At 60.6% G+C, this 19878-nt stretch carries 19 protein-coding genes; 10 read left to right on the top strand and 9 right to left on the bottom strand.

The window, feature by feature from the left end:
* Nucleotides 1–35 precede the first annotated feature (35 nt).
* Complete coding sequence (locus tag ABDX87_RS15150) at nt 36–923, bottom strand: LysR family transcriptional regulator (RefSeq protein WP_346828616.1); 888 nt, start codon at nt 921–923, stop codon at nt 36–38.
* Between the two features lie 164 nt (nt 924–1087).
* Between ABDX87_RS15150 and lysM the strand changes: the two genes are divergently transcribed.
* A complete protein-coding gene (gene lysM, locus ABDX87_RS15155; protein WP_346828617.1) occupies nt 1088–1528 on the top strand; it encodes a peptidoglycan-binding protein LysM in 441 nt (146 codons plus the stop codon).
* Nucleotides 1529–1651: 123 nt separating this feature from the next.
* On the opposite strand, the gene yrfG is transcribed toward lysM, so the two are convergent.
* Nucleotides 1652–2314, bottom strand: coding sequence for a GMP/IMP nucleotidase (gene yrfG / locus ABDX87_RS15160; RefSeq protein ID WP_346828618.1), 663 nt, complete (start codon nt 2312–2314; stop codon nt 1652–1654).
* 95 nt (nt 2315–2409) lie between these two features.
* Between yrfG and nudE the strand changes: the two genes are divergently transcribed.
* Nucleotides 2410–2976: an ADP compounds hydrolase NudE gene (nudE, locus tag ABDX87_RS15165; protein WP_346828619.1), complete on the top strand. Its 567-nt coding sequence runs from the start codon at nt 2410–2412 to the stop codon at nt 2974–2976.
* Entirely contained in the window at nt 2973–3821 is an 849-nt protein-coding gene (gene cysQ / locus ABDX87_RS15170; RefSeq protein ID WP_346828620.1) for a 3'(2'),5'-bisphosphate nucleotidase CysQ, read from the top strand. Before nudE ends, cysQ begins: the two co-directional genes overlap by 4 nt.
* Before the next feature lie 241 nt (nt 3822–4062).
* Here cysQ and ABDX87_RS15175 read toward each other — a convergent pair whose 3' ends face one another.
* The 7 genes from ABDX87_RS15175 to rfbB all read right to left on the bottom strand — a co-directional run bounded on the left by ABDX87_RS15175 (nt 4063) and on the right by rfbB (nt 11277).
* Nucleotides 4063–4527 carry a thioesterase domain-containing protein gene (locus ABDX87_RS15175; RefSeq protein WP_346828621.1) on the bottom strand — a complete coding sequence of 155 codons (465 nt, stop codon included), beginning with the start codon at nt 4525–4527 and terminating at the stop codon, nt 4063–4065.
* Nucleotides 4514–5893 (bottom strand): sigma-54-dependent transcriptional regulator, encoded by a 1380-nt coding sequence (locus ABDX87_RS15180; RefSeq protein ID WP_346828622.1) that lies wholly within the window; start codon nt 5891–5893, stop codon nt 4514–4516. Before ABDX87_RS15180 ends, ABDX87_RS15175 begins: the two co-directional genes overlap by 14 nt.
* On the bottom strand, nt 5890–7704 hold the full coding sequence (locus ABDX87_RS15185; RefSeq protein WP_346828623.1) for a sensor histidine kinase: 1815 nt from the start codon (nt 7702–7704) through the stop codon (nt 5890–5892). The genes ABDX87_RS15180 and ABDX87_RS15185 overlap by 4 nt, the downstream gene beginning before the upstream one ends.
* A 201-nt stretch (nt 7705–7905) precedes the next feature.
* On the bottom strand, nt 7906–8787 hold the full coding sequence (gene rfbD, locus ABDX87_RS15190) for a dTDP-4-dehydrorhamnose reductase (RefSeq protein ID WP_346828624.1): 882 nt from the start codon (nt 8785–8787) through the stop codon (nt 7906–7908).
* Nucleotides 8784–9329 (bottom strand): dTDP-4-dehydrorhamnose 3,5-epimerase, encoded by a 546-nt coding sequence (gene rfbC, locus ABDX87_RS15195; RefSeq protein WP_346828625.1) that lies wholly within the window; start codon nt 9327–9329, stop codon nt 8784–8786. Before rfbC ends, rfbD begins: the two co-directional genes overlap by 4 nt.
* The gene (gene rfbA / locus ABDX87_RS15200) at nt 9326–10201 is read right to left on the bottom strand and encodes a glucose-1-phosphate thymidylyltransferase RfbA (RefSeq protein ID WP_346828626.1); all 876 of its coding nucleotides are present in this window, start codon (nt 10199–10201) and stop codon (nt 9326–9328) included. Before rfbA ends, rfbC begins: the two co-directional genes overlap by 4 nt.
* On the bottom strand, nt 10198–11277 hold the full coding sequence (gene rfbB / locus ABDX87_RS15205) for a dTDP-glucose 4,6-dehydratase (RefSeq protein WP_346828627.1): 1080 nt from the start codon (nt 11275–11277) through the stop codon (nt 10198–10200). The genes rfbA and rfbB overlap by 4 nt, the downstream gene beginning before the upstream one ends.
* A 279-nt stretch (nt 11278–11556) precedes the next feature.
* On the opposite strand from rfbB, the gene ABDX87_RS15210 reads away from it, so the two are divergent.
* The 7 genes from ABDX87_RS15210 to ABDX87_RS15240 all read left to right on the top strand — a co-directional run bounded on the left by ABDX87_RS15210 (nt 11557) and on the right by ABDX87_RS15240 (nt 19863).
* The gene (locus ABDX87_RS15210; protein WP_346828628.1) at nt 11557–14475 is read left to right on the top strand and encodes an aminotransferase; all 2919 of its coding nucleotides are present in this window, start codon (nt 11557–11559) and stop codon (nt 14473–14475) included.
* Between the two features lie 275 nt (nt 14476–14750).
* The gene (gene aguB, locus ABDX87_RS15215; RefSeq protein WP_346828629.1) at nt 14751–15629 is read left to right on the top strand and encodes an N-carbamoylputrescine amidase; all 879 of its coding nucleotides are present in this window, start codon (nt 14751–14753) and stop codon (nt 15627–15629) included.
* Between the two features lie 5 nt (nt 15630–15634).
* The gene (gene aguA, locus ABDX87_RS15220; protein WP_346828630.1) at nt 15635–16741 is read left to right on the top strand and encodes an agmatine deiminase; all 1107 of its coding nucleotides are present in this window, start codon (nt 15635–15637) and stop codon (nt 16739–16741) included.
* A 201-nt stretch (nt 16742–16942) separates the two neighbouring features.
* Complete coding sequence (locus ABDX87_RS15225; RefSeq protein WP_431061150.1) at nt 16943–17134, top strand: hypothetical protein; 192 nt, start codon at nt 16943–16945, stop codon at nt 17132–17134.
* A 252-nt stretch (nt 17135–17386) separates the two neighbouring features.
* Nucleotides 17387–18655, top strand: coding sequence for an OprD family porin (locus tag ABDX87_RS15230; protein ID WP_346828632.1), 1269 nt, complete (start codon nt 17387–17389; stop codon nt 18653–18655).
* Between the two features lie 123 nt (nt 18656–18778).
* Entirely contained in the window at nt 18779–19555 is a 777-nt protein-coding gene (locus tag ABDX87_RS15235; protein WP_346833525.1) for an AraC family transcriptional regulator, read from the top strand.
* A gap of 134 nt (nt 19556–19689) precedes the next feature.
* A complete protein-coding gene (locus tag ABDX87_RS15240; protein ID WP_346828633.1) occupies nt 19690–19863 on the top strand; it encodes a DUF1427 family protein in 174 nt (57 codons plus the stop codon).
* Nucleotides 19864–19878: the final 15 nt, after the last annotated feature.

Genomic DNA, 19878 nt, shown 5'->3' on the forward strand with positions numbered 1-19878 from the left:
ATTGCTAGTACTGATGCCGTGATAGATGACGTCGATCAAGAAGGCTCGATCATTTTCTGATACAGGCCAAAACACGCCTCGGCCAAGGCCGAACGCGGTGCGGCTCGGCGCATGATCAGCCCCAGCCGAGCCAGTGTCTGGGCGTGCTCGATGGGTTGCAGACGCAGATGCTCGGTCAGGGTCTCCAGCCCGCCGTCCAGCGGCATGATCGCGCAACAGAAGCCTCCGTGAACCGCTTGCAGCAGTTGATGCACGGCGTCGGTCTGGATCAGCGGCTGTGGCTGCAGGCTTCGGCTGTGGAAGTTGTGATCGATGGACTGGCGAAAGTGCATCCCGCTGGTGAGCATGCCCAATGGCAGTTCGATCAGGCTTTCCCAGCTCAGTGGTTCTTCGCCAAAACTGAAGTGACGCTGGTCGTACATCAGCCCCATGCGGGTTTCCGCCAGCTCGAGTGAATCAAAGCGATCCGTGTCGAGACGATCCAGGTACGAGACGCCGAGGTCCAGCCGATTACTCGCCAGTTGATCGAGGATCTGCTCGGAGCTCAGTGAGGACAACTCAAAGCGCATGTTCGGGTGAACGGCGTGCAGACGCTGCAGCAAGGGCAGCGGATCGAAGTTCGACAGCGGAACAACGCCCAGACGTAACGTACCGACCAGGTGACCGCGACAGGCGGCAGCTTCGGCTTGCAGGCCGTCATACGCCGCCAGTACCGTGCGTGCCCACGCCAGCACCCGCTCACCCGGCGCGGTAAAACCTTCGAACCGCTGGCCCCGATTGACCAAGGGCAAGTCCAGTTCTTCTTCCAGGCTGCGCAGACGCATAGACAGCGTGGGTTGAGTGATATGGCAACGCGCAGCCGCCTGCCCGAAATGGCGGGTTTCATCGAGGGCGATCAGGAATTTCAGCTGTTTGATGTCCATTGTCACTCCGCAAGGCACAGGGCTGGCCGGGCGATTCTAGCGCGACAGGATGTCGCACGGGACGTTGATTGCCGATGGGGTCATTGGTCGGATGGACGGAGCGGCGTGTACGACCCGTCTATGGTTGGAATTCGGACATCACAAAAACGCAGGGAGAACGGGTTATGAGCCTTTTAAGTTTCGTCAAAGAAGCAGGTGAGAAACTCATTGACCTTCTTACGCCGGGTAACGCGAATGCTGGCGAGCAGTTGAAGGAACACATCGCAAAAGTGGGGCTGGGCAATCCAAACGTCCAAGCGACGGTGGAGGGCGACAAGGTCACGCTGACAGGCGAGGTTGCCAGTCAGGAAGAGAAGGAAAAGATCATTCTCGCCGCAGGCAATATCCAGGGCGTTGGCAGTGTGGATGATCAAATCACTGTAACCGGACCTGCAATCGCGGCGGCCAGATTTGTAGTCGTCAAAAAGGGCGACACGCTGAGCGCGATTTCGGTAGCGGTGTATGGCCACGCGAACCAGTACAACAAAATCTTCGAAGCCAACAAGCCGATGTTGTCGCACCCGGACAAGATCTATCCAGGACAGACCTTGCGGATTCCGGAGTAACAGATTCGCCATAAAACCTGTGGGAGCGAGCTTGTTCGCGAAAGGGCCAGCACATCCGCAACATCGTTGGCGGGTGGCATGCGGCATTCGTGAGCAAGCTCACTCCCACAGAGCATCCAGGACCTACAGCCCTGCAATCAGCTCCCGATAATCCTCCAGCGCCGCAAACTCCTCCGTATCCTTCGGCCCCTTCTTGCTGTCCGGCTCACGGACCGCGAGCAAATGCTTGACCCCATAACGCCCCGCGCTGCGCAGGATCGGCAACGTGTCGTCGATGAACAGACTGCGCGCGGGATCGAAGCCGATGTCGGCGTGCAGCGCGTCCCAGAACTGCGGATGTTCCTTGGGGTAACCGTAATCGTGGGAGCTGATCAAACGCTCGAAATACGGCGCCAGTTCCAGCCGTTCCATCTTCAGTGACAGTGAGTCGCGGTGAGCATTGGTGATCATGATCACGCGCTTGCCGGCCTGCTTGATGGCGGCCAGAAACGTCTCGGCATCCGGACGCAGGGCAATCAAGTGCGCGATCTCGACCTTCAGGTCTTTCACCGAGAGGTTCAGCTCTGCGCTCCAGAAGTCCGTGCAGTACCAGTTCAGCGTGCCGGCGTTTTTCTCGAACAGCGGCATCAGTTCCATGTGGGCCATGGCGCGGCTGACACCGTGCAGTTCGGCATAGCGCTGGGGCAGGTGCTCCAGCCAGAAATGGTTGTCGAAGTGCAGGTCGAGCAGCGTTCCGTCCATATCCAGCAGAACGGTGTCGATATCGCGCCAGGGCAAAGAAGGCATACAGGTCTCTCGGCGATGAATAGTCACTGGGCTTTCCGACAAAGACATTCGGAAAAGCCACGGTATAGTACCCCGTCTACGCCAAGGAGCTCGTCATGCGCCAGAAACCCACCGTACTCGCCCGCGAAATTGTCGCGAGCAGCCGTCTGTTCCGCGTCGAAGAAGTGCAGTTGCGCTTTTCCAATGGCGTGGAGCGTGTATACGAGCGTCTGGTCGGACGCGGCAATGGTTATGGCGCGGTGATGATCGTAGCGATGCTCGATGCCGAGCACGCGGTGTTGGTCGAAGAGTATTGCGGCGGGACGGACGAGTACGAATTGTCACTGCCCAAAGGCCTGGTCGAGCCGGGTGAAGATGTGCTGGCAGCGGCCAACCGTGAACTCAAGGAGGAGGCCGGTTATGGCGCCCGCCAGCTTGAACACCTGACGGAGTTGTCACTGTCGCCCGGTTACATGAGCCAGAAGATCCAGGTGGTGTTGGCGACCGACCTCTATGAAGAGCGCCTGCCAGGCGATGAGCCTGAGCCGATGCGTGTGGACAAGATCAATCTGCGCGAGCTTTCCAGCCTCATTCAACACCCTCAATTCTCGGAAGGCCGCGCGTTGGCTGCGCTGTACCTCGCCCGTGACCTGCTGACCCAGCGCGGAGTGTTCCAGCCATGACCGACGTATTTGCCCACCTCCCGCACCCATTGCTCGCACCGGTGATCGACCTGTGTCGCCGCGCCGGGGAAGTCATCCTGCCGTTCTGGCGCTCGGGCGTGGAAGTCACCGCCAAGTCGGATGACTCGCCTGTCACGGCGGCTGACATTGCGGCTCATGAATTGTTGGTCGCAGGCTTGAAAGCGTTGGACCCAGGCATTCACATCCTGTCTGAAGAGGACGCCAATATCCCGCTGAGCGAGCGCAGCCAATGGCAGCGCTGGTGGCTGGTTGATCCTCTGGACGGCACCAAGGAGTTCATTTCCGGCAGCGAAGAGTTCACCGTCAACGTCGCGCTGATCGAGAACGGTCGTGTGGTGTTTGGCGTGGTGTCGATGCCGACCAACGACCGCTGTTACTTCGGCGGTGCGGGTCTGGGGGCGTGGCGCAGCGACGATGCCGCTCATGTCGAGCCGATCAGCGTGCGTGACAAGCCGGCGGCCGGGGAGTCGTTCACGGTCGTGGCCAGCCGTCGTCACTCAAGCCCTGAGCAGGAAAAGCTGCTCGCCGGTTTGTCTGCGGTGGTGGGCGACTTACAGCTGACCAATATCGGCAGCTCGTTGAAGTTTTGCCTGCTGGCCGAAGGCGCCGCTGATTGCTACCCGCGCCTGGCGCCTACCTCGCAATGGGACACGGCCGCCGCACAAGGCGTACTGGAAGGCGCGGGCGGGGTGGTGCTGAACCTGGCGGGCGAGACGTTCGATTATCCGGCGCGAGAATCGCTGCTTAACGGGTTCTTTCTGGCGCTGCCGGCTGAGGCGGCCTGGCGGGATGCGTTGATTGAGTTGGCGACGTCCGAGAACTGAACGCGAGCGGTATACCTTCAGATCGCAATCCTGGATCTGTAGCGACTCTGCTTCTGCCCGGAGGGCGTGGGAGCGTGGCTTGTCCCGCGATCTGCCGCGAAGCGGCAGTAAAATCGGCAGTCGCGATCATTCAGGAATACCGCAATTGCCGGATTGGCGACTGCTTCGCAGCCGATCGCGGGACAAGCCACGCTCCTACAGGGACAGGGACAGGGACAGGGACAGATATCAAATTCCGGTTTTAGCGGTGCAGCACGTATTGCCCCACGAATTCCACCGCTGAATCCTCGGATCCCTCGGCGACGATTCTCGTGTTCAACGCCAGCCGCGCCCGGCCACGGCGTTGGTACATCTTCATGAACTTGTCCCAGGTTGCGTCATCCGGCGCATCGCAAATGGCCACGCCGTCGCGTTTGACGGGCAGCGGATAGCTGATCTGGCCTTCGTGAATCACGATGTGCCCGTCCTCGATCCCTGCTTCCTTCAAGCGCAGATACAACCAGCCCCAACCCGCCAAGACCGCGCCGCAATACAAGCTGCCGCCAAACAGCGTGCTCTTGTGGTTGATGTTGGGCTCAAGCGGCAAATGCAGGCGCAACGAGTGGTTCTGCCAACTGATGACCTTGACGCCCATCTCGCGAGTCAGGGGAATGTCCTGATGCAGAACGTCTTCCAGCATTTGCGATGTTGAGTCATTCGTTGTCATCGGAACCACCGCCGCTGAAATTCAGGCCATGTTTGCGCAGCTTGTCGTGCAGGGTTTTGCGGGGCACGCCGAGCGCTTCAGCGAGGCTGCGTACCGAACTGTGAGGGCGGGTGAGTTCAGCGGCGATCAAGGCGCGTTCGAAGGCTTCGACCTGTTCGCTGAGGCCGCCGCTCGACGACGGCATGTTCGCGTGGGCGGCACCTTCCAGCTCCAGCTCGAGGCCCAGCGCGAAACGCTCGGCGGCGTTCTGAAGTTCGCGCACGTTGCCTGGCCATGCGTGACGCAGCAGCATGGCCCGATGTCCCGGTTGCAGCTCATGGCGAGGCAGGCCATGGCGCAGGCTCGCGGCGTCGGCGAAGTGCTGGAACAGCACCAGCGCATCCTCGCCACGCTCGCGCAGCGGGGGAATGCGCAGCGGCGCAACGTTCAACCGGTAATACAAGTCGGCGCGGAAACGGCCCTGATCGGCCGCGTGACGCAGATCCTCCTTGGTCGCCGCGATGACCCGGATATCCAGCGGAATCTGCTGGTTGCCGCCCAGTCGCTCGACCACGCGCTCCTGCAAAAGGCGCAGCAGTTTCACCTGCACGTCCATGCTCATGCTCTCGATCTCATCGAGAAACAGCGTGCCGCCGTTGGCGAATTCGAACTTGCCGATGCGCCGCTTCTGCGCGCCCGTGAACGCCCCGGGTTCGTGCCCGAACAGTTCGCTTTCCACCACCGACTCAGCCAGCGCGCCGGCATTGATGGCCACGAACGGCCCTGCACGCCGATTGGACAGATCATGCAGCGCGCGGGCGACGACCTCCTTGCCCGCGCCGGTTTCGCCCAGAATCAGCACATCGGCTTTGGTCGCCGCGAGTGCGCCGATCTGATCGCGCAGGCGCTGAATCGGCGCTGAGAGCCCGACCAGCCGTGTGCTCAATTGCTGACGATCACTGAGCTCCAGGCGCAGGCTTCGGTTGTCCAGCACCAGACGACGCAGCGCCAAGGCGCGTCGCACACTGTCGAGCAACGCATCGCTGGCGAACGGCTTTTCAAGGAAATCGTAAGCGCCCGCGCGCATGGCTTGCACCGCGAGCGGCACATCGCCGTGCCCGGTGATCAGCAGCACCGGCAACTCCGGGTCTTGAGCGTGCAACTGGTTCAGCAGTTCAAGCCCGTCGATGCCCGGCATGCGGATATCGCTGACGATCACGCCCGGCCAGTCACGCTCGATGCGTGCCTGCAGACCTTTGGCGTCGCTCAATGGAAGAATTTTCAGTCCGGCCAGATCCAGAGTCTGGCTCAGCGCCTGACGCAGATGCGGGTCGTCGTCGATCAGCACCACCTGAATCCGGCTGTCGATGGCGGTGTCCGTGGTCATGCAGATAGATCCTCTGGCGGTTGAAGACTGACCCCTGAAGCGCCGGTGCGCATACGCAGCGTTAACAGCGCACCGCCTTCGGGGTGATTGGCGAACAGCAATTCGCCACCCAGGGCGCGCATCAGGGTATCGCAGATCGCAAGGCCAAGGCCCAGCCCCTGAGTGCGGGTCTTGGTCGTGAAGAAGGGCTCGCGCGCATGCTCCAGCGCCTCACGGGAGAAGCCCGGTCCATTGTCGCGAATGTACAGATTCACGCCTTCGGCGTTGTGTTCGGCGCTGATCCACAGTTTGCGCGGCGGGCCTTTTTCGGTGAGTGCATCCAGAGCGTTCGCCAGCAAATTACCCAATACCTGGCGCAAACGCGTTTCGCCTGCCTGAACCCACAACGTGGCGTCCGGGAGGTCGCGAATCAGCTCGACTTCCATCGCCCTGCGACGCTTGGCGAGCAGGGCCAGGGCATCGTCCAGGGCCGGTTGCAGCGCAACGCTTTCCGGCGCATGGCGATCGCGCCGGGCGAATGCTCGCAGGTGCGCGATGATCGAGGCCATGCGCCCGGTCAGTTCGCTGATCAGCTTGAGATTGCCGCGTGCGTCATCGGTGCGCTGATGGTCCAGCAAGACTTCAGCGTTTTCGGCGTAGCTGCGGATGGCCGCGAGCGGCTGATTGAGTTCGTGGCTGATGCTGGCCGACATGGTGCCTAGCGCCGACAGTTTTCCGGCCTGAACCAGTTCGTCCTGCGCGCGGAACAGCTCCTGTTGCGCATGCTCGCGCTCCAGCACTTCCTGGCGCAGCCGTTGGTTCAAACCCTCCAGATCGGCTGTACGCTCGATGACCCGCATTTCCAGGTCCCGCCGTGCCTTGCCCTCGAAGTTGATACGGTCCAGGTAATGACGACGTCGCTGCATCATGATGCCCAGCAACAGCATGACCACGAGCAGTGTGGCGCCGCCAATGGCGACGACGGTGCGCACCGGGCGCGAAACCAGCACTTTGGGCGCCAGGATGCTCACGCTCCAGCCTGTTTCGTCGATGTGCTGGGTCTGGGTCAGCCAGCCATTGTCATCCAGCTGCAACGGCCGTGGATCACGGGTCGGGTAGGGCTGGATGGCGACGATCGCCTGTTTCTCTTCTTCGCTGAGCGGGCGCGTCGCGCGGAATCGCCAGTTCGGGTTGGAGGTCAGGATCACCACGCCATTGTGGTCGGTGACCAACAGCTGCTCCGGCGTCTTGCCCCACAGGGTTTCGGTCAGGTCCAGGTCGACCTTCACCACCAATACGCCAATAACCGTATTGCCCTCGCGCACGGCGGCGGCGAAGAAATAACCGCGTTTGGCTGAGGTCGTGCCCAGGCCGAAGAAGCGCCCGAGATTGCCTGCCATCGCGTTGCTGAAATAGGGGCGAAACGCAAAATTGCGCCCCACGAAACTGTCGCGTTTGTCCCAGTTCGATGCCGCGAGCGTGTCGCCGTTGGGCGCCATCAAGTAAATGACTTCGGCGCCGGTCTGTTGCGCAATATTCTTCAACAGTTGGTTGGCGTTGTTCTGGGCTGTGGAGTCCTGAGGGTTGGCCAGTGTCGCGCGAAGACCGGGCAGATCGCCGAGGATCTGCGGCAGCGTTTCGTAGCGATGCAATGTACCCAGCAGGTTGGCGACGTACAGGTCCAGCGTCTGGCGATTCTGGCTCAGCAGCTCATTGCGGTAGTAATGCTCTGCCAGGCGTTCGAGGGGCCACAGCAATGGCGCCAGGATCAGCGCTAGCAACGCGAGGCTGCGCCAGCGAGGGCGACGAGGGAGTGAAGAGGTGCTGGTCATGAAATCGCCCGGTGGGTCCGTTGCGATGCCTGCGTGAGGTCTGCGGATCAGGGTCGTCTTAGCCGGCCTCTTCGCGAGCAAGCTCGGTCCCACAGCGGCAGGTGTAACGCCTTGAAGGAGTGAGCTTGCTCGCGATAGCGTCGGTTCAGACGATGCAGTGATTCGGACGGGGCCGCTCAGCATCGAGTCGGCCCATTATGCCTACCGCTGCTGAGCTAAGCACTCCAGCATTGCATCATGCCAGTCTGGCTGACTTACGCCCCATTCACGCTGCAGACGGCTGCAGTCAAGGCGTGAGTTGAGCGGGCGTCTGGCCGGTGTCGGATAGGCGCTGGAAGGAATCGGCTCCAGGGTCGCGCACGGCTTGCCCGCCTTGATCAGTTCCTGACCAATCGCGTTTGCGAAACCGAACCAGGATGTCTCGCCACTGGCGGTCAGATGATAAACACCCCATTGCCCCGGCCTGCCGTCACGCCAGCGCTCGATCAATGCGCGTGTGCTGTGCGCGATGGTCCCTGCCCACGTCGGCGCGCCGATCTGATCGGCGACGACGGTCAGCTTCTCGCGCTCTTGCAGCAAACGTTGCATGGTCAGCAGGAAATTGCGACCCGTCAGCGAATACACCCAGCTCGTGCGCAGGATCAGTGCCTGGGCACCGCTCGCCGTGATCGCCTGTTCACCGGCCAGCTTGCTACTGCCATAGATGCCCAGAGGATTGGGCGCATCCGCCTCATTCCACAGACCGTCCTTGCTGCCGTCAAACACGTAGTCTGTGGAGTAATGAATCAACGGAATGCCCAGCATCGCGGATTCTTCGGCGAACACGCCGGGAGAAGTCGCGTTGATGGCGAAGGCCAGTTCTGGCTCGCTTTCAGCCTGATCGACGGCCGTGTGCGCGGCGGCATTGATGATCAAGTCCGGCTTGATGTGCCGCACGACGGGCCGGATCGACTCAGGCTGACTCAGGTCCAACTGTTCGCGGCCCAGCACGATCAGTTCGCCCAGACCTTTCAGGCTGTTTTGCAGCGCGTGAGAAACCTGGCCGTGCTGGCCACTGATCAAAATGCGCAGCGACCCGCTCATGGAAACAGATCCGCATCTTTGAGCCGCTTACCGACCTGGTCTTTGGCGGACAGCGTGGGTGCCTCGCTCAAGCGCCAGTTGATGGCCAGGTCCGGGTCGTCCCAGCGAATGCAGCGCTCGGCCGAAGGTGTGTAGTAGTCAGTGGTTTTGTACAGGAACTCGGCGTAGTCGCTGAGCACGACAAAACCGTGAGCGAAGCCCGGCGGGATCCACAGCTGTTTCGCGTTTTCCGCTGACAGCTCAAGGCCGAACCATTTGCCGAAATGCGGTGAGCTGCGGCGGATATCCACCGCGATGTCGAACACGCTGCCTGCGGTTACGCGCACCAGTTTGCCCTGGGCGTTTTCGATTTGATAATGCAGGCCCCGCAGCACGCCTTTTTGTGAGCGCGAGTGGTTGTCCTGCACGAACTGGGCGCTGATCCCGGTTTTTTCGGCGAAGGTCTTGGCGTTAAAACTCTCGTAGAAGAAGCCACGCTCATCACCGAATACTTTGGGCTCGATGATGAGGACTTCAGGCAACTCGCTTACGGTCACATTCACTGGCTTTCCCCTGCAATTTTGAACAGGTACTGACCGTAGCCGGTCTTGCCGAAATAGTCAGCACGGCTCAGCAGATGAGCCTTGTCGATCCAGCCGTTCTGGTAGGCGATTTCTTCGAGACACGCGACTTTCAGGCCTTGGCGATGTTCGATGGTCTGCACGTATTGCGAGGCGTCCAGCAGACTGTCGTGCGTGCCAGTGTCCAGCCAGGCGAAGCCACGTCCGAAACGCTCGACGCGCAGGTCGCCGCGCTTGAGATAGGCGTTGTTGACGTCGGTGATTTCAAGTTCGCCGCGGGGCGAGGGCTTGACGTCCTTGGCGATCTGGACGACTTCGTTGTCGTAGAAGTACAGGCCGGTCACTGCGTAGCTGGACTTCGGCGACTTGGGTTTCTCTTCGATGGACAGCGCGTGACCCTCTTCATCGAAATCGATCACACCAAAGCGCTCTGGGTCTTTGACCCAATAGCCAAATACCGTTGCACCTGCGTCATGGCTCGCGGCACGTTTGAGCTGATCGCTGAAGTGCTGACCGTGGAAGATGTTGTCACCCAGAATCAGGCACACGGAGTCATCGCCGATGAATTCCTCGCCAATCAGGAAAGCCTGCGCCAGGCCGTCGGGTTTTGGCTGTTCTGCGTAGTGGAAATGCACGCCGAACTGGCTGCCATCGCCGAGCAGGGCCCGGTATTGCGGCAGGTCCAGCGGAGTGGAAATGATCAGGATTTCTTTGATGCCCGCCAGCATCAGCACCGAGATCGGGTAGTAGATCATCGGTTTGTCATAGATCGGCAGCAGTTGCTTGGAGACGCCGAGGGTAATGGGGTGCAGGCGCGTGCCCGAACCGCCCGCCAGTACAATTCCTTTAGTCATGCGATCAGATCCTTCACGTTGGTGCCCAATCGTTCGCCCTGGTAGCTGCCGTCCTTCACGTGACGACACCACTCCAGATTGTCCAGATACCACTGCACGGTTTTGCGCAGCCCTGATTCAAATGTTTCTTCCGGCGTCCAGCCAAGCTCGCGCTCGATCTTGCTGGCGTCGATGGCGTAGCGCATGTCATGGCCGGGGCGGTCGGTCACGTAGGTGATCAGATCCGCATAGTGGGCCACGCCTTTGCGCTGCTCCGGCGCCAGCTCTTCGAGCAGCGCGCAGATGCCGCGCACCACGTCGATGTTCTTTTGCTCGTTGTGGCCACCGATGTTGTACGTCTCACCAACCTTGCCCTCGGTCACGACCTTGAGCAGCGCGCGGGCGTGGTCTTCCACGAACAACCAGTCACGTACTTGCAGGCCGTTGCCATAAACCGGCAGCGGTTTTCCGGCCAGTGCGTTGAGGATCACCAGCGGAATGAGTTTTTCCGGGAAGTGAAACGGCCCGTAGTTGTTCGAGCAGTTGGTCACCACGACCGGCAAGCCATAGGAGCGCTGCCAGGCGCGGACCAGATGATCGGACGCCGCCTTGCTGGCGGAATACGGTGAACTGGGGGCGTACGGCGTGGTTTCGGTGAACAGATCATCGACACCATGCAGGTCGCCGTACACTTCGTCGGTAGAGATGTGGTGGAAGCGGAACGCGGCACGTTCGGCGTCCGGCAAGGTTTGCCAGTAGCCGCGAGTCGCCTCCAGCAGGCTGTAGGTCCCGACGATGTTGGTCTGGATGAACTCACCCGGCCCGTCGATAGAGCGGTCGACGTGAGACTCGGCTGCCAGGTGCATGATCGCATCGGGCTTGAAGCGGGCGAGTACCTTGCTGACGGCGTCCTGGTCGACGATGTCCTGCTGCACGAATTCATAGCGGGTATTGGTGACGATACTCTGCAGCGATTCGAGGTTGCCTGCGTAAGTCAGTTTGTCGAAGTTCAGTACGTCGTGGTCGGTGTTGTTGATCAAATGGCGGATCAGCGCAGAACCGATAAAACCCGCGCCACCGGTGACAAGTATTCGCATAGCTAAACCTTCTTCCCTGGATGGACGTCAAGATAACGAGCATAGCTTGTGGGTGGGCGGTGACAGGCGCAAGGCACAAACCGCCCAGAGGCCATGAAATTAATTGATGGCCAGACCCCAAAAGCGTCATAAAACCGCCGCGACTGTTTCATTTGCTTAACGGCTACGCTATCTATCGATCACTGCTTGAATTTCTTGACTCCAGTGCTGCCGGGGTTGCTTATCCCGCCAGCAACTGGCGATATTGCGCGTCCATCCATGTCCTTGGGACCCTCCAACATGCCGCTCGCTACCTTGATTCGTCGATCCAGTCTGCCTTGCCCGGAAATCAGCATGAATGACGCGGCCGAGTTGCTGTCGACGCACTATGGTCTGGCGGGTCCTCTAAAGGAATTGGGCAGCCATCAGGATCGCAACTTCCTGCTCGACGGCGGCGACGGTCGGCGCTATGTGTTGAAGATCTGCCACGGTGACTATGCGACGTCGGAACTGGATGCCCAGCATGCGGCACTGCGGCATTTGGGCAGCCAGTCGAGCGTTCGGGTACCGGGCGTGATGAGCGCCCTCAACGGCAAGGATCTGTTGTCTCTGGATGTAGGCGGGCATGCCGTGCATGTGCGTTTGCTGGAGTTCATCGACGGTCAGTCGTTGGCCCACGTCGAGCACCTGAGTCGGCATGTGAGGGTCGGGCTGGCCGAGCTCTGCGCCCAGGTTGATGTGGCGTTGGCGAACTTCGAGCATCCGGGACTGGAGCGCATCCTGCAGTGGGATCCGCGTCACGCGAGCGCGCTGATCAAACATTTGCTGCCGGTGATCGACAGCGCCGAAAAGCGGGCCTGCATCGCCGAGGCTGCCGAGCAGGCCCACGCGCATCTGCTGCCGTTGATCGCCGCGCTGCCGGTGCAGGCGATTCACATGGACATCACCGAATACAACGTCGTCTGGGCACGCGACGATCATGCCATGTGGCAGTTGCAGGGTTTGATCGACTTTGGTGATCTGGTGCGTACCTGGCGCATCGCCGATCTGTCCGTGACCTGCGCCGCGTTGCTGCATCACGCCGAGGGCGATCCCCTGTACATCCTGCCTGCGATCCAGGCGTATCACGCGATCAATCCCCTGCAGCCGGAGGAGTTACAGGCACTCTGGCCGCTGATCGTCGCCCGCTCGGCCGTGCTGGTGCTCAGCAGCGAGCAGCAAGCCAGCATCGAGCCCGACAACGCCTATATCCAGGCCAACCTTGCGAGTGAATGGAACATCTTCGACGTGGCGACCTCGGTGCCGATCTCGCTGATGAGCGCAGCGATTCTGGACGCCGTCGGCTTGCTCGAAGCGCCAGATGGTGCGCAGACATACTCCCCCTTATTGCCGAGCCTGAACGGGCAAGCTTTTGTGACGGTCGATCTGGGTGTGCTCAGCGAGCATTTCGAGGCGGGGAACTGGGAACAGAGCGGGATTGACGAGCAATTGCTCAAAGAGACTGCGCACGCACATGGCCTGGCCGCGAGCCGTTATGGGGAATATCGGCTGTCGAGAACCCAGCCGGACAGCGCTCGCGAGCCGGACACCTGCGCGCTGCATGTCGAAGTGGTCATCCCTCATGGCACCGCTGTGCACGCTCCGTTTCACGGCACGTTGCGCCACACCGCTGACGGCGCGCTGATGCTGGTCGGCGCAGAGTCCAACCTGCGAGTGTGGGGCGTGCGCTCGGATTTTGACTCCGGCGTGGAATTCGGCGCCGGCGACGTGATCGGGCAGGGCGGCGGGTCGTTGATCGTGCAGCTGTGTTCAGAGCCGGACGTCAGCCCACCATTGTTCTGTACGCCTTCGCGCGCCGCAGCATGGCGCAGTCTGTGTCCATCGCCTCAAGGCTTGTTGGGCTTCGATTGCGATGCGCCGCCTCTGGAGGACGCTGCACACCTGCTTGCGCGTCGCGACGCCAGTTTTGCCCGCTCGCAGAAACACTATTACCAGGCGCCGCCGCAGATCGAGCGCGGCTGGCGCAACCATTTGATCGACATGCAGGGTCGTTCGTATCTGGACATGCTCAACAACGTGGCCGTGCTCGGTCATGGCCATCCGCGCATGGCGCAGGTGGCGGCCAAACAGTGGTCGCTGCTCAACACCAACTCGCGCTTCCATTACGCCGCGATTGCCGAGTTCTCCGAGCGTCTGCTCAAGCTGGCGCCGGAAGGCATGGATCGGGTGTTTCTGGTCAACAGCGGCACTGAAGCGAACGACCTGGCGATTCGTCTGGCGTGGGCCTACAGCGGCGGGCGAGATGTCCTCAGCGTGCTTGAGGCGTACCACGGCTGGTCGGTGGCCACTGACGCGATCTCGACGTCCATCGCTGACAACCCGCAAGCCCTCAGCACGCGTCCTGACTGGGTACACCCGGTCGTTGCGCCGAACACTTACCGTGGCGAAGCGCGTGGCGCGGACAGCACACCGTTTTACCTGAAGAGCGTTGATGCGCACCTGGCCCGACTGGCCGAGCAGGGACGTCAGGTGGCAGGTTTCATTTGCGAGCCGGTGTACGGCAACGCGGGCGGCATTTCACTGCCGCCGGGTTACCTGCAACAGGTGTATCAGAAGGTCCGCGCTCAGGGCGGCGTTTGCATCGCTGACGAAGTGCAGGTCGGGTACGGCCGCCTCGGTCATTACTTCTGGGGCTTTGAAGAGCAGGGCGTGGTGCCGGACATCATTACCATGGCCAAGGGCATGGGCAACGGTCACCCGTTGGGCGCTGTCATCACCCGCCGCGAGATTGCCGAAGCGCTGGAAGCCGAGGGGTATTTCTTCTCGTCCTCGGGCGGCAGCCCGGTCAGCTGCAGGATCGGCATGGCCGTGCTGGACGTCATGGAGGAAGAACGGCTCTGGGAAAACGCTCAGGTGGTTGGCGGTCACTTCAAGGAGCGACTGCTGGCGCTGATCGATAAACATCCGCTGGTCGGCGCGGTTCACGGCTCCGGGTTCTATTTGGGGCTTGAGCTGGTGCGTGATCGCGAGACGCTGGCGCCCGCCACCGAAGAAACCGCTTACCTGTGCGACCGCTTGCGGGAGTTGGGCATCTTCATGCAGCCGACCGGCGATTACCTGAACATCCTCAAGATCAAGCCGCCGATGGTCACCACTCGACGCAGTGTCGACTTCTTTGTCGACCATGTCTCGAAGGTGTTGAGCGAGCTGGAGGGTTAACTAACGCCGGCGCTCCTGATTTCTGTGGGAGCGAATTCATTCGCGAAAAATCTTCAGGCCATGGAGAGGTGGCGACCATCCTGGCCAATCGCGAATGAATTCGCTTCCACAGGGCAGCATTTTTTCGATTAATATCGATCTAAATTCTGTTTACTTTGCAATTTACTCATTGAATAGCTTCCATGGTCGATATTTATCGACTATAAAGACGTCCAGATTGTCATCGCTCGCCAGTTAGGGTGATCAGCCTTTCGCATCTGCCGCCGGAGGATTTCATGAGTCGCATCGTTACTGTCGCCGCTACCCAGATGGCCTGTTCGTGGGATCTGGAAGCCAACCTCGAAACGGCCGAGAGGCTGGTGCGTGAAGCCGCCGCCAAGGGCGCGCAGATCATCCTGATTCAGGAGCTCTTCGAGGCGCCGTACTTCTGTCAGAAGCCAAACCCTGACTACTTGCAGTTGGCAACGCCGACCGAAACCAATGTCGCGATCGCTCACTTCCAGAAAGTCGCCAGAGAGCTGCAAGTGGTCTTGCCGATCAGCTTTTATGAGCTGGCCGGCCGCGCGCGCTTCAACAGCATCGCGATCATCGATGCGGACGGCAGCAATCTGGGGATATACCGCAAAAGCCATATTCCGGACGGTCCCGGCTATCACGAGAAGTATTACTTCAATCCGGGTGATACCGGGTTCAAGGTCTGGAACACGCGTTACGCGAAAATCGGCGTGGGCATCTGCTGGGACCAATGGTTTCCGGAGTCTGCGCGCAGCATGGCGTTGCTCGGTGCCGAGATTCTGCTCTACCCGACCGCCATCGGCAGCGAGCCGCACGACAAGACCATCAGCTCGCGCGATCACTGGCAACGCGTGCAACAGGGCCATGCTGGCGCTAACCTGATGCCTTTGATCGCCAGCAACCGCATCGGGCGCGAAGAACAGGACGGCTACGACATCACGTTTTACGGTTCCTCTTTCATTGCCAATCAGTTCGGCGAAAAGGTCAAAGAACTCAATCAAACCGAAGAGGGCGTGCTGGTGCACAGCTTCGACCTCGACGAACTTGAACACATCCGCAGCGCCTGGGGCTCCTTCCGTGACCGTCGTCCCAACTTGTATGGCGCATTGAAAACCCTCGACGGTTCACTGGAGTCCTGATTGTCATGACCACGCTTAACAGCACACCGCGCGCCGATGGCTTCTACATGCCCGCCGAATGGGCGCCGCAAACCCAGACCTGGATGGTCTGGCCAGAGCGCCCTGATAACTGGCGTCTGGGCGGCAAGCCGGTACAGACCGCCCACGTTGCCGTCGCCAAAGCGATCGCCCGTTTCGAGCCGGTGACCGTTGCTGTCTCGGCCGCGCAGTACGACAACGCCCGCGCCCGGCTGGACGTGCCGAACATCCGTGTCGTCGAGATCAGCAACAATGACGCCTGGGTGCGCGACACCGGCCCGACCTTCGTCATCAACCATGAAGGCGAAGTGCGCGGCGTGGATTGGGGCTTCAATGCCTGGGGTGGCTTCGATGGCGGTTTGTATTCGCCGTGGAACCTGGACGAGGCCTTGGCCAGCAAGGTTCTGGAAATCGAACGTTGCCCGCGTTACGTCACCGAAGGCTTTGTGCTGGAAGGCGGCTCGATCCACGTTGACGGTGAAGGCACGCTGATCACCACCGAAGAATGCCTGCTCAATCGCAACCGCAACCCGCATCTGTCGCGGGAAGAAATCGAAGCCGTGCTGCGCGATCACTTGTCCGTCGAGAAGATCATCTGGTTGCCGGACGGTCTGTACAACGACGAAACCGACGGGCATGTGGATAACTTCTGCTGCTACGTGCGCCCCGGTGAAGTGCTGCTGGCCTGGACCGACGACCCGAAAGACCCCAACTTCCCGCGCTGCCAGGCGGCAATGGCCGTTCTGGAAAATGCCAAGGATGCCCAGGGTCGTCCGTTCATCGTTCACAAAATGCCGATTCCGGGCCCGCTGTTCGCCACGGAAGAAGAGTGCGCTGGCGTTGATCAGGTGCATGGCAGCCAGGAACGCAACCCTTCGGTGCGTCTTGCCGGTTCCTACGTGAACTTCCTGATCGTTAACGGCGGCATCATTGCCCCGAGTTTCAACGATCCGCTGGACGAAACCGCACGGGAAATCCTTCAGCGTCTGTTCCCGGAGCATGAGGTTGTCATGGTGCCAGGCCGCGAGCTGCTGCTGGGCGGCGGCAATATTCACTGCCTGACTCAACAACAACCGGCGCCATACCGTCGCTGAGTTGGTTCACTTCTTGCTGTCTTGAAAGCCCATCGGACGATGGGCTTTTTTGTGGGTAGCGTTTTCACGCTTACCCGGCGAAACGGCGCGCGGGTCGTGCTAAACGGTTACGCGTTTCGTCCGTCTGTAACAAAAGCTGTTTAGATTTCGCAGTCCAGGACACAAGAGGTTATCCCTATGAACGCAGGTCAGGAGTCACGCGTGACTCGAGGTTTGTCTGCGAGCAGTGAAGCACGGCAGATAATGGCGGACTGGTTACGGATAACCCAAGCTCCACGCCCACAGGAACAACGGCAGGCCCCGGACTATCGGGCGATGCTGACTCAGCGTTATCCACGCGGCTTGATCAACGATGCCGAGATGGAAGCGCTGTTGGGCATACTTCACAGCTGATGCGTTCGCCTCTCCCAGGTCTGGGGAGGCGCGCCGCACGTCGTTTTGGCTTTCGTCAAATTGACACTCCTGTAGGCCGGGGATAGCATTCGCGCCTCCACCGCCTGTGGCCAAGCGCCATGTACGTGCATCAGTAGTCCACTGCGATGATTTCGTGCGGGCTTCCGGGACTGTCATCAGTTTCGGAGGACGCGATTACCTGTCTGGGTATTTGCCACAGCGCGCGATTAATCTGCTCACAAGGACAACAAGATGAAACAGCGTATCGGCCTGCTCGCTCTGGGCATCATCGCCGCCACTCATGCCATGGCGGACGGCCAGGCAGACGCCAAGGGCTTCGTTGAAGACAGCAGCCTGAAGGTCAATCTGCGTAACGCCTATATCAATCGCGATTACAAGAACGGACCTGACGACCGCTCGGAATGGGGCCAGGCGTTCATGGCCAACTATTCGTCCGGTTTCACGCAAGGCACCGTTGGCGTCGGTGTCGATGCGTTCGGTCTTTACGCTGTTCGTCTGGACGGCGGCAAGGGCAAAAGTGGCGCGGGTGGTATCGACTTCTTCAAACAGGGCGACAGCGGCAACGCTGCTGACGATCTGCAGCGCTTCGGCGGCGCGGTCAAGTTCCGCGTCTCCAACACTGTCCTGAAATACGGCGACATGATGCCCGAGCTGCCGGTGCTGAGTTATGACAACTCGCGTCTGCTGCCAGAAACCTACACCGGCACCATGATCACCTCCGAAGAGATCAAGGACCTCAAGCTGGTCGCTGGCCGTTTCACTGCCCAGACCCGCAAGAGTGCCGAAGGCCGTGACAGCGGCGACCTGAAAAGCATCAACGTCTGGGGTGCTGCTTACAAGTTCACCGACGCCTTCAGCGGCGCGTACTACTCCTCTGACGACGAAGACGTGCTGAAGAAGCAGTACGTGAACCTGAACTACGTCTGGGCGCTGCCACAAGACCAGTCGCTGACGTTCGACTTCAACGGCTACAAGACCAAGCTGGACAAGGATTTTGCTGTCGACGACGCGCGTGACAACAAGATCTGGAGCCTGGCCGCCACCTGGGCCGTCGGCATCCATTCCTTCACCATCGCGCACCAGCGCAGCACCGGTGAAACCGGCTACGCCTATGGCGGCTACCGCAACAACGGCGGCACCGGTGATGGCGGCAACAGCATCTACCTGGCCAACTCCTACTGGTCCGACTTCAACGGCAAGGACGAGCGCTCCTGGCAGTTGGGCTACGGTGTCAACCTCGCCACCGTCGTCACCCCGGGCCTGAGCTACAAAGTGGCTTACGTGCGCGGCGACAACATCGACGACGGCACCGACCGTGGTCGTGGCGAAGAGCGCGAACTGTTCAGCCAGCTGAGCTACGTCGTACAAAGCGGCCCGGCGAAAGACCTGTCCTTGCGCCTGCGCAACTCGTGGCTGCGCGTGTCCAACGATGTTGATCAATACAACGTCGGCGGTAACGAAACCCGTATCTTCATCGACTACCCAATCAACGTTTTCTGATGTTGAACGGCCGTTGAGCTGACGCGGTAGAAAAACGCCCCGGTCGAGAGATCGGGGCGTTTTTGTTTCCCCGGCAGGTATTCCGTTAACATGGCCGCATTCACATCCCGACCGGTCACTTCCATGGCCCTTGCCGCTCCGCCTGACCTCTCCGATACCGCCGTTCCGGTGCAGCCATTGTCCCGCACGTACCCGCGTGGCTTGTACATCGAGCCGCACGAGCATGACTGGGGACAGGTGCTGTATGCGATGTCGGGCGTGATGTGGGTCGAGACGCCGAACGAGGCCTTGGTAGTCCCGCCGCAGCGTGCGGTCTGGTTGCCGCCGGGCGTTCCTCACGGCATTCGTGTGGTGTCGGATCTGGAAATGCGCAATATCTACCTGCGCCCGGCGCTCGCCGAGACGCTGGAGGGGACGGTTCAGGTCTTCGAAGTCGCCCGCCTGCTGCGCGAGCTCATCGTGAATCTGGTGGCCGAGCAGGACAAGGATTCTGACTACTACGGCGCGCTGGTCAGTCTGGCGTTGCTCGAACTCAAGAAGGCCAAGCGTTCGCTGCTGAAGGTGCCGATGCCCGATGACAGTGATCGTCGCCTGATGAACGTCTGTCAGGCGGTGATGATCGAGCCGTCCATTGACGTTCCGTTCGAGCAACATGCCGAAAATGCCGGGGCCAGCGTGCGCACGCTTTCCCGGCTGTTTCAGGGCGTGCTCGGCATGGGGTTCGCGGAATGGCGGCGACAGGTCCAATTGGCTACGGCGGTGGCTGAGATCATCCAGGGCGTGCCGGTCAGCACCATCGCCCGTTCGATGGGCTACTCGCCCAGCAGCTTCAGCGACATGTTCCGTCGCGAGCTGGGCATGGCGCCGTCGCAATACCCGCTTGGCGAGCAGGCGGGTTAATCACAACCGCCAGCCTGTCCGAAATTCAGAAGTACTTGGCCGGTAGCTTTTCCGGCCTCTCCTTACACTCTGGTCATCGCTTAACGCCGCCGTGCCGCAATCGTGCCGCACGCCGCAGATTTCCGGAGTTCATCATGAGCTACCTCATTTCACTTGCTATCGGCATTGCCGTCGGGCTGCTCTACGGGGCCCTCGACTTTCGCTCACCTGCACCGCCTTTAGTGGCATTGGTCGGCCTGCTCGGCATGCAGGCTGGCGAAAAGCTCTGGCCCATGGGGCGTCAGTTGTTCGCCAACCTGATCTCTTGATCCGAACGAATTTCC

Origin of the sequence: Pseudomonas abietaniphila (assembly GCF_039697315.1) — a bacterium.
Taxonomy (GTDB): domain Bacteria; phylum Pseudomonadota; class Gammaproteobacteria; order Pseudomonadales; family Pseudomonadaceae; genus Aquipseudomonas; species Aquipseudomonas abietaniphila_B.

Coding starts and splice junctions, on each gene's coding strand:
- ABDX87_RS15150 (WP_346828616.1), bottom strand. CDS start 923: ATGGACATCAAACAGCTGAAATTCCTGATCGCCCTCGATGAAACCCGC.
- lysM (WP_346828617.1), top strand. CDS start 1,088: ATGAGCCTTTTAAGTTTCGTCAAAGAAGCAGGTGAGAAACTCATTGAC.
- yrfG (WP_346828618.1), bottom strand. CDS start 2,314: ATGCCTTCTTTGCCCTGGCGCGATATCGACACCGTTCTGCTGGATATG.
- nudE (WP_346828619.1), top strand. CDS start 2,410: ATGCGCCAGAAACCCACCGTACTCGCCCGCGAAATTGTCGCGAGCAGC.
- cysQ (WP_346828620.1), top strand. CDS start 2,973: ATGACCGACGTATTTGCCCACCTCCCGCACCCATTGCTCGCACCGGTG.
- ABDX87_RS15175 (WP_346828621.1), bottom strand. CDS start 4,527: ATGACAACGAATGACTCAACATCGCAAATGCTGGAAGACGTTCTGCAT.
- ABDX87_RS15180 (WP_346828622.1), bottom strand. CDS start 5,893: ATGACCACGGACACCGCCATCGACAGCCGGATTCAGGTGGTGCTGATC.
- ABDX87_RS15185 (WP_346828623.1), bottom strand. CDS start 7,704: ATGACCAGCACCTCTTCACTCCCTCGTCGCCCTCGCTGGCGCAGCCTC.
- rfbD (WP_346828624.1), bottom strand. CDS start 8,787: ATGAGCGGGTCGCTGCGCATTTTGATCAGTGGCCAGCACGGCCAGGTT.
- rfbA (WP_346828626.1), bottom strand. CDS start 10,201: ATGACTAAAGGAATTGTACTGGCGGGCGGTTCGGGCACGCGCCTGCAC.
- rfbB (WP_346828627.1), bottom strand. CDS start 11,277: ATGCGAATACTTGTCACCGGTGGCGCGGGTTTTATCGGTTCTGCGCTG.
- ABDX87_RS15210 (WP_346828628.1), top strand. CDS start 11,557: ATGCCGCTCGCTACCTTGATTCGTCGATCCAGTCTGCCTTGCCCGGAA.
- aguB (WP_346828629.1), top strand. CDS start 14,751: ATGAGTCGCATCGTTACTGTCGCCGCTACCCAGATGGCCTGTTCGTGG.
- aguA (WP_346828630.1), top strand. CDS start 15,635: ATGACCACGCTTAACAGCACACCGCGCGCCGATGGCTTCTACATGCCC.
- ABDX87_RS15230 (WP_346828632.1), top strand. CDS start 17,387: ATGAAACAGCGTATCGGCCTGCTCGCTCTGGGCATCATCGCCGCCACT.
- ABDX87_RS15235 (WP_346833525.1), top strand. CDS start 18,779: ATGGCCCTTGCCGCTCCGCCTGACCTCTCCGATACCGCCGTTCCGGTG.
- ABDX87_RS15240 (WP_346828633.1), top strand. CDS start 19,690: ATGAGCTACCTCATTTCACTTGCTATCGGCATTGCCGTCGGGCTGCTC.